The sequence below is a fragment of the Lacticaseibacillus yichunensis genome (assembly GCF_003946405.1).
Lineage (GTDB): Bacteria > Bacillota > Bacilli > Lactobacillales > Lactobacillaceae > Lacticaseibacillus > Lacticaseibacillus yichunensis.
This window is the reverse complement of the sequence record NZ_RHOG01000054.1, coordinates 1-7,197: the sequence shown is the minus strand read 5'-3', so window position 1 is coordinate 7,197 and position 7,197 is coordinate 1. Positions and strand designations below refer to the sequence as shown.

General features: G+C 52.3%; 9 protein-coding genes. 2 read left to right on the top strand and 7 right to left on the bottom strand.

Going from position 1 to position 7,197, the window contains the following annotated elements:
- Positions 1-179: 179 nt before the first annotated feature.
- A complete protein-coding gene (locus EKM95_RS11195) occupies positions 180-950 on the bottom strand; it encodes an epoxyqueuosine reductase QueH (protein WP_125698492.1) in 771 nt (256 codons plus the stop codon).
- A 164-nt stretch (positions 951-1,114) separates the two neighbouring features.
- Here EKM95_RS11195 and EKM95_RS11190 point away from each other — a divergent pair, with 164 nt between their 5' ends.
- Positions 1,115-1,384 (top strand): type II toxin-antitoxin system RelB/DinJ family antitoxin, encoded by a 270-nt coding sequence (locus EKM95_RS11190; protein ID WP_125698490.1) that lies wholly within the window; start codon positions 1,115-1,117, stop codon positions 1,382-1,384.
- Positions 1,371-1,652, top strand: a complete 282-nt coding sequence (locus EKM95_RS11185; protein ID WP_125698488.1) for a type II toxin-antitoxin system RelE/ParE family toxin — start codon at positions 1,371-1,373, stop codon at positions 1,650-1,652. The genes EKM95_RS11190 and EKM95_RS11185 overlap by 14 nt, the downstream gene beginning before the upstream one ends.
- Positions 1,653-2,122: 470 nt before the next feature.
- On the opposite strand, the gene EKM95_RS11180 is transcribed toward EKM95_RS11185, so the two are convergent.
- The 6 genes from EKM95_RS11180 to EKM95_RS11900 all read right to left on the bottom strand — a co-directional run.
- Positions 2,123-3,196 (bottom strand): ABC transporter substrate-binding protein, encoded by a 1,074-nt coding sequence (locus EKM95_RS11180; protein ID WP_125698486.1) that lies wholly within the window; start codon positions 3,194-3,196, stop codon positions 2,123-2,125.
- Entirely contained in the window at positions 3,180-4,010 is an 831-nt protein-coding gene (locus EKM95_RS11175; RefSeq protein ID WP_125698484.1) for an ABC transporter permease, read from the bottom strand. Before EKM95_RS11175 ends, EKM95_RS11180 begins: the two co-directional genes overlap by 17 nt.
- The gene (locus EKM95_RS11170) at positions 4,007-4,828 is read right to left on the bottom strand and encodes an ABC transporter permease (protein ID WP_125698482.1); all 822 of its coding nucleotides are present in this window, start codon (positions 4,826-4,828) and stop codon (positions 4,007-4,009) included. The genes EKM95_RS11175 and EKM95_RS11170 overlap by 4 nt, the downstream gene beginning before the upstream one ends.
- A 10-nt stretch (positions 4,829-4,838) precedes the next feature.
- Positions 4,839-5,927, bottom strand: a complete 1,089-nt coding sequence (locus tag EKM95_RS11165; protein WP_125698480.1) for an ABC transporter ATP-binding protein — start codon at positions 5,925-5,927, stop codon at positions 4,839-4,841.
- 16 nt (positions 5,928-5,943) lie between these two features.
- Positions 5,944-6,483: a helix-turn-helix domain-containing protein gene (locus tag EKM95_RS11160; RefSeq protein ID WP_125698478.1), complete on the bottom strand. Its 540-nt coding sequence runs from the start codon at positions 6,481-6,483 to the stop codon at positions 5,944-5,946.
- A 372-nt stretch (positions 6,484-6,855) separates the two neighbouring features.
- On the bottom strand, positions 6,856-7,197 hold a 342-nt coding region (locus EKM95_RS11900), incomplete at its 5' end, for a hypothetical protein (RefSeq protein ID WP_225423301.1).

Genomic DNA, 7,197 nt, shown 5'->3' with positions numbered 1-7,197 from the left:
GCTTAAAGCATAGCACCGGGGAAGACCAGGTGCCTTTTTTGTTATTCAAAAAAGGTCCAAAACTTCCGGCGTTGTCACAATCAACACCAAAAATTTTAGACCCCTTTTTTTCCCCAAAAATGTCCTAACATCATTTTTCCGCCATGCAAAAAGGCCGAGGAACTGCCCCCGACCCTCACTCAAATTGATTCCGCCTTGGCTGCGATGTTGAACTGAATCGCCGCAAAGTCGTCGTTTTCGTGTTGCGCGACATATTGCGTGGCCTCACGATTGACTGCCGCCAGATCAATGCCCTGCTTTTTCGCCGCGAACAGGCACCCACAGTAGCATTGCCGATACACATTATATTCCGCGCACATTTCCACGGAGCGCTTGTAGCCGCCGCGCTTCTTGAAGTCGCTGGGCAGATACGCCACATTGTACAGATGCTGGATCTCAAGGCCCCCCTCGTTGATCCACTGCGCATTTTTGCTAGGACTGATCGTCAACGTACTGCCGAAATAATCAAAGCCCAATTCCTGCGCTTTTGCGGCCACCGCATCTAGCCGAAAATCGTAACAGACTTTGCAGCGTGCACCGCCTTCTGGTTCATCCTTCAAGGCCTTCGTCTGTGCCAACCAATCACTCGGCCGATACTCGGCGCTGATAAAATGGACGTCATTGCCTGTCTTTTGATTGAAATCGAGGATGAACTGTTCCTGTACGAGCTTGCGGCGCTCATATTCCATCCGCGGATGAATGTTCGGGTTGTAATAGTAGATCGTGACATCCGCGTATTGCGTCAAATATTCCAACGTGTACGTGCTGCAAGGCGCGCAACAGCTGTGCATCATGAGCCGAGGCCGGGCGCCATCACGCTGCCAGCCGGCGATCACTTCCTGCAGAATCCGATCAAAATTGATTTTCTGTCCTTGTTCAAACTCCGCCGCAATCTGATCATATTCCAGCATGCCTCACACCTCACCTTGTCTTTTTATTATGCGGCAAAACGGTAGCGGTCGCAATGACAAGGTTCCTTAGCCAAAATGGTATCGGTATGGCGAGTTCCTGCTTTTTGATTGACAATGTTCATACATCGGCACTACAATGCAGGTAAAGAAAGGGGGCTTACTTTATGCCAGCCAAAGACACCACGATCAGCGTTCGCGTCGACAGCAAACTCAAGGATCATGTCCAGAAAGATCTAGACGCAATGGGCCTCGACTTCAGCACCTTGTTCACAATGACCCTGAAGGCCGTTGAGCGCTCTCATTCGCTTCCGTTCGCGCCCACAGCAATCAGTCCACTTGACGAGGCGATTGCAGAAGTTAAAGCCGGAAACTTCGAGCCGACTGTCACGCTTGACCAACACCTAGCGGAAGTAAGGAAGCTTGCTAAAGGTTAAACCTACCACCGCATATCTGCGTCAGCTAAAAAAGTTATTCAAGAAACATTATAGCCTCGAGAAATATAAGATCGCACTAACAGCACTTGCTACGGATGACAAGGCGGCCTTGAAGCGGTTGAAGGATCATCAACTGACCGGCAACTACGCAAGCTACCGAGAACTACACATCGGGCCAGATTGGCTGCTGATCTATGAACGTCAGGATGATGTGTTAGTTTTGGTGCTGGTGGCCACCGGATCACACAAAGATTTGCTCGGGAAATGAGTCGTCCCATTGCGGGCGGCTCTTTTCTTTGCCTCCGCATCTTTTCGTCCAGTATCATCGCTCCTGGGCACTGGATACCCAGCCGAACTTGATCATCCCCGTTTGGCTCTCGAGCACAAAGAGAAAACTGCTTCCAAGGGCGCTTAGTGCCGGCTGGGACGATGACTCTCATCTGCCGACTCATCGTTAGAGAATGCGCCATCACGAATGATGATGTCCGCCCACTGTTGGACAACGACTGAAGGTTGATTCTTTGACGGTGGATCTGATAACTCGAAATCCAAATTCCACATGACAGAATCACAATCTCCAAAGAATGGACCGCGGATGTACCGCAGAAATCCAATGTCCCACCAAATGTACCGCGCTTTCGTTGCCACTATTTGTCGCTAATTGGCAAACGGCCAAACAAAAAGTCCGCCGATCCGGCAACGGAGCCGAATTGAAACGGACTAAATGTGACCAAAGTATCAACGTCGGTACATCTTAAACTCAAGAAAAAGATCGTTATACAGCCCAACTGTCTTCGGCGCTAAATTCCGATAGACTTCCGAACGATCGAGCACGTCTTTGCCCGGATAGAAGTTCTTGTCGTTGCGGACATCCTTGGGCAACAACTTCTTCGCCGCGTCGTTTGGCGTGGAATAACCAACATAATCCGCGTTTTGCGCCGCATTTTTCGGGTCGGTCATGAAGTTCAAGAAGGCGTAGATCGCCTTGAAATTCTTGGCCGTCTTTGGAATGACAAAGTTGTCGAACCAAAGATTTGAACCTTCGCTTGGCACGATGTAATGCAAGTGGCTGTTGGAAGCCATCATATCCGCGGCCTCCCCGGACCAGTCAACGGCCACGGCCGCCTCATTATCCGCCATGTACATCTTGATTTCATCCGCCACGACGGCCTTCACGTTTGGCGACAGCTGATCCAGCTTGGCCTTGGCCAGCGCCAGCGTTGTCGGGTTGGTCGTATTCATCGACTTGCCAAGCGACACCAGCGAAAAGCCGAGGATGTCGCGGGCCGAATCGATCAGCATGATGTTCCCCTTCCAGCGCGGATTCCACAGATCATTCCAATGCTGGAGTTCTGAGGCCTTCGCGAATTTGTCATTATAGACGATCCCCAGGGTTCCCCAAAAGTACGGCAGGCTGTACTTGTTGCCGGGGTCAAAACTCTGATTCATGAACGAGGCGCCATAATTGGAAAGTCCCTTAAGCTTGCTTTTATCCAGCGGAATGAGGAGCTTATCTTCCGCCATTTTTTCGACCATGTACTCAGATGGAACAGTCAGGTCATACGAGGTGCCACCCTGCTGAATCTTGGTGTACATCGCTTCGTTGGAATCGAAGGTCTCCATGTTGACATGATAGCCCGTCTCTTTTTGAAACTTCTTGATCAGCGCGGGGTCGATATAGTCGCCCCAGTTGGCAAAATTGAGCGTGTTACTGCCAGTTGCGCCTTGGCTGCGCTGCAGGTCCTGGCTCCAAAATGCGAGCCCGAGCGCCACTGCCAAGATCGCGACCGCCATACTAATGAGCCGCTTCATGAATGATCGCCTCACTTTCTTTACGATGCTTGGCCTTGCGCGACTGACTACCCTGCTGAATGAAATAATACCCGATCACCAGGAGCAGCGCAAAGATGAACATCACGCCAGACAAGGCATTGATCTCAAGCGAGATGCCCTGGCGTGCGCGCGCATAGATCTCGACAGCCAGCGTTTGAAACCCGTTGCCGGTCACGAAGAAGGTCACGGCGAAATCATCCAGCGAATAGGTGAACGCCATGAAAAAGCCAGACAGAATGCCCGGGGTGATGAATGGCAACACCACGCGTGCCAAGGTCTGCGAATTTGTGGACCCCAGATCGCGCGCCGCATCGAGCATCGACTGTTGCATCTCCTGGAGCTTTGGCAGCACCATCAACACCACGATCGGAATGGAAAATGCGATGTGGCTCATCAGCACAGAGCCAAAGCCCAGTGGAATCTTCAACGCGGTGAAAAAGATCAAGAAGCTGGCCCCGATGATGACATCCGGCGAGACCATCAGAATGTTGTTCAACGACAGTACCGTGTTTTTCACCAGTGGCCGCACCGTCCGCGAGATCGCCAAGGCCCCAAGCGTGCCAACGATCGTCGCGATCAAACTCGACAGCAGCGCCAGCATCAAGGTGTCGACCACGATCTGAATCATGCGTGTATCGGCAAACAATTCTGCGTAATGCGCCAAGGTGAAGCCATGAAATCCGCTCATGCGCTCGCCTTCGGAAAATGAATAGGCGATCAGATAGATGATTGGCACGTAAAGCATGACGAACACAAAGATCAGATAGAGGTTGGTCCACTTCCATTTTTTCATGCGCGCTTCGCCCCTTTCTTCCGCCGCTCACCGGTCAGGAACATGATGATGAACATGGCCACGATCAACACAACGCCGATGGTCGAACCCATCCCCCAGTTCATGGTGGTGAGGAAATGCTCCTCGATCGCGGTCCCAAGCGTGATGACTCGGTTCCCGCCGATCAGTCGTGTCAGCATGAACAAACTCAGACTTGGAATGAACACCGCCTGCACGCCGGCTTTGACCCCGCTCATCGTCAGCGGCAAGATCACGTGTGTAAACGTCTGGGACCATTTTGCCCCAAGGTCGCGACTCGCGTTGACATACCCCTCATCGAGCTCCTCGATGCCGTTGAAGATCGGCAGGATCATGAACGGAATCTCAATGTAACTCGCCACGAAGATAAAGGAAAAATCGGTGAACAGTATTTGCTTCGGCGCGATGCCAAAGAGACCGAGGAAATTGTTGACGCCACCGTCTTGGCTAAAAATACCGATGAACGCATACGCCTTCAGCAGCAAATTGATCCAGGTCGGCAAAATGATCAGCAGCAGCCATAGCTCCTTGTGCTTCGCATAATGCAGCAGGTACGCCGCCGGATATGAGATCACCAGCGTCACCAGGGTGATCAAAAACGCGTACCACACCGAATTGATGGTCATCATGATGTAGGTGCCGGACTGAAAATACGTCGCATAATTGTCCAGCGTGAAATGGCCGTCGATGTCAAAAAAGCTTTGATAGATGATCAAGATCACCGGGGCAATGACAAACAGCACGATCCACAAGGCATATGGCACATAAAAGGCGAGACTCGTCGCCGTGTTTTTCTTCATCTCGCCCCTCCTATTCGCCTTCGTAGCTTTCAAGACGCGCATCGAAGTCTTCCTCAGATTCGTTCAAGCGCATGACATGAATATCCTCCGGGTCAAAGGTCAGATCCACGCGGTCGCCATCTTTAGCCGGATTGACCGAGTGAATCAGCCACTCATTTTTCGCGTCATCATACGCCACGATCTCGTAATAGTCGCCGCGGAAGAGCTGAGTGTCCACGTCAACGGTGACCTTGCCCTCGCCGACCGTCGTAATGTCCAGATCTTCAGGCCGGAGCACCACTTCGACCGGTTCGTTAGGCCGCATCCCCGCATCGGCACATTCAAACTCTTTGCCGTTGAATTCGACAACAAAATCTTTGACCATGTGGCCGGAGACGATGTTTGATTCACCGATGAAATCCGCCACAAAATGGTTGATCGGCTCATCATAGATATCGACCGGCGTGCCGCTTTGCTGGACCTCGCCATCGCTCATGACGAAGATCTCATCGGACAACGCCAGCGCTTCCTCTTGGTCATGGGTGACAAACAGGAACGTGATGCCCAGGCGCTGCTGCAATTCACGCAGTTCGTACTGCATGTCCTTGCGCAATTTGGCATCAAGCGCCGACAGCGGTTCGTCAAGCAGCAACACTTCCGGCTCTAAGACGATTGCCCGGGCGATGGCGACCCGCTGCTGCTGCCCGCCGGAAAGCTCGGAGATCTCACGGTTTTCATAGCCCGACAAGCGCACCATTTTCAGGGCGTTATCCACGCGCTCCTTGATCTCGGCTTTCGGCCGCTTTTGAATGCGGAGGCCATACGCCACATTGTCCAACACGTTCATGTGCGGAAACAGCGCGTAGTCCTGAAACACCGTGTTGACCCGGCGCTTGTTGGCCGGCACGTCGTTGATCTTTTCGCCATTGAAAAAGACTTCCCCTTCGCTGACATCCAAAAACCCAGCAATGGCGCGCAAGATCGTGGTTTTCCCCGACCCCGACGGCCCAAGCAAGGTATAGAACTTGCCCTGCTCGATCTCGATGTTGATGTCCTTGAGCACCTCGGTGTCGCCGTAGCGCTTGTAGACATGCTTCAATTCAACGATAACGTTGCTCATTTCCCCCAGCTCCTCACTAAAGATATGATGCGGTCGCGACTAGAAGCACCTCAGAGATGCCCTTGGCCGCGTTGACGATGCGATGCTGCTGCGTCGCGTGAAAATAAATGGTCTCGCCAGACTTGGCGATGTAGCGCGCCTCGCCTAATTCAAGCGCGATCTTGCCATGCGTCACATAAATGAAGGTCTCGGCAGGCGAAGGCTCAAACGTCTTGAAGACGCCCTCTTGCTCAAAGCGAATGCGCACCGGCTCCATTTCATTCTCGTTGCTTTCTGGTACCAGCCACCTGAGCTGATAGCCGCGCTCTTCGTCGCTGTATTCAACTTGGTCCGCTTTGGGATACACGATCTGCTCACGGCGCCCCTCTGCGAAAAATTGTGCCGGCGTTTGCCCCAGCACATTCAGCAAGTCAAAAAAAGTTTCCATCGACGGTGAGCTTTGATCGTGCTCGATCTGAGAGATATACCCCTTAGTCAGATCGGTGCGCTCCCCAAGTTCCTCTTGCGTGAGGTTCTTTTGAATGCGCAGATCGCGGATCTTTTGCCCGATGTCCATACATTGCCTCCAGGTTTCGTTAAACTAAACTTTTTGTTTAATCACAACTCCGCCTATTATATCGGCTCCGCTAGATTTTTCAAGCATTTTGACTCGCATTTTAGAATGTCATGAAAATGCAATGTTGGTTTACTGGCAGTCGCACTGGCAGTTTACCAGAATACAAGGATCTTCATGTTCGCCCACAAAAAGCTTCATCGCGCGGCGCTGGCGAAGCAAAAAAAGAAGGTGGGGCAAATATCGCACCCGGACATTTGCCCCACGACACCGCTGTGACTTGACTGCACCATAAAAGGGGCCTGCCCCGTAGCTTTGGGCTCGACCCCTCACTTATTAATTCCTATTATCTAGTCCTGTGCGACAGCGCCGCCCCTATTCTGGCTTGTCCTCGGGTTGACGCTTAGATGCTGGATATCTCTCTGGAAAATAGCCATATTTTTGCCGATCATCACCTCCGTCGACCCCCGGGTGATCACGCCGCTCAACATCGCTTTGAAGCTTTGTGAGAACATGTTCCGCCTCCGTTATCGTTTTCCAACTTGCCATTTCATTCTCGTTCGCGGGCAGTCCCGCTTCGGGCCAGTGATGCTCAGGCTTGCGGCTTGGGAGCCAGGGTGACCCATTGTAAAAGGGCACATGCTGCGCTTTGCGCCACAACGCCTGCCAGTGAAGCTTCCACACCCGCCGCGCCAATACCTGGTCTTCCACATGATA

Bases quoted from the DNA above. Each gene is read 5' to 3' on its own strand.
- EKM95_RS11160 (WP_125698478.1), bottom strand. From the start codon at position 6,483: ATGGACATCGGGCAAAAGATCCGCGATCTGCGCATTCAAAAGAACCTC.
- EKM95_RS11195 (WP_125698492.1), bottom strand. From the start codon at position 950: ATGCTGGAATATGATCAGATTGCGGCGGAGTTTGAACAAGGACAGAAA.
- EKM95_RS11180 (WP_125698486.1), bottom strand. From the start codon at position 3,196: ATGAAGCGGCTCATTAGTATGGCGGTCGCGATCTTGGCAGTGGCGCTC.
- EKM95_RS11165 (WP_125698480.1), bottom strand. From the start codon at position 5,927: ATGAGCAACGTTATCGTTGAATTGAAGCATGTCTACAAGCGCTACGGC.
- EKM95_RS11175 (WP_125698484.1), bottom strand. From the start codon at position 4,010: ATGAAAAAATGGAAGTGGACCAACCTCTATCTGATCTTTGTGTTCGTC.
- EKM95_RS11170 (WP_125698482.1), bottom strand. From the start codon at position 4,828: ATGAAGAAAAACACGGCGACGAGTCTCGCCTTTTATGTGCCATATGCC.
- EKM95_RS11190 (WP_125698490.1), top strand. From the start codon at position 1,115: ATGCCAGCCAAAGACACCACGATCAGCGTTCGCGTCGACAGCAAACTC.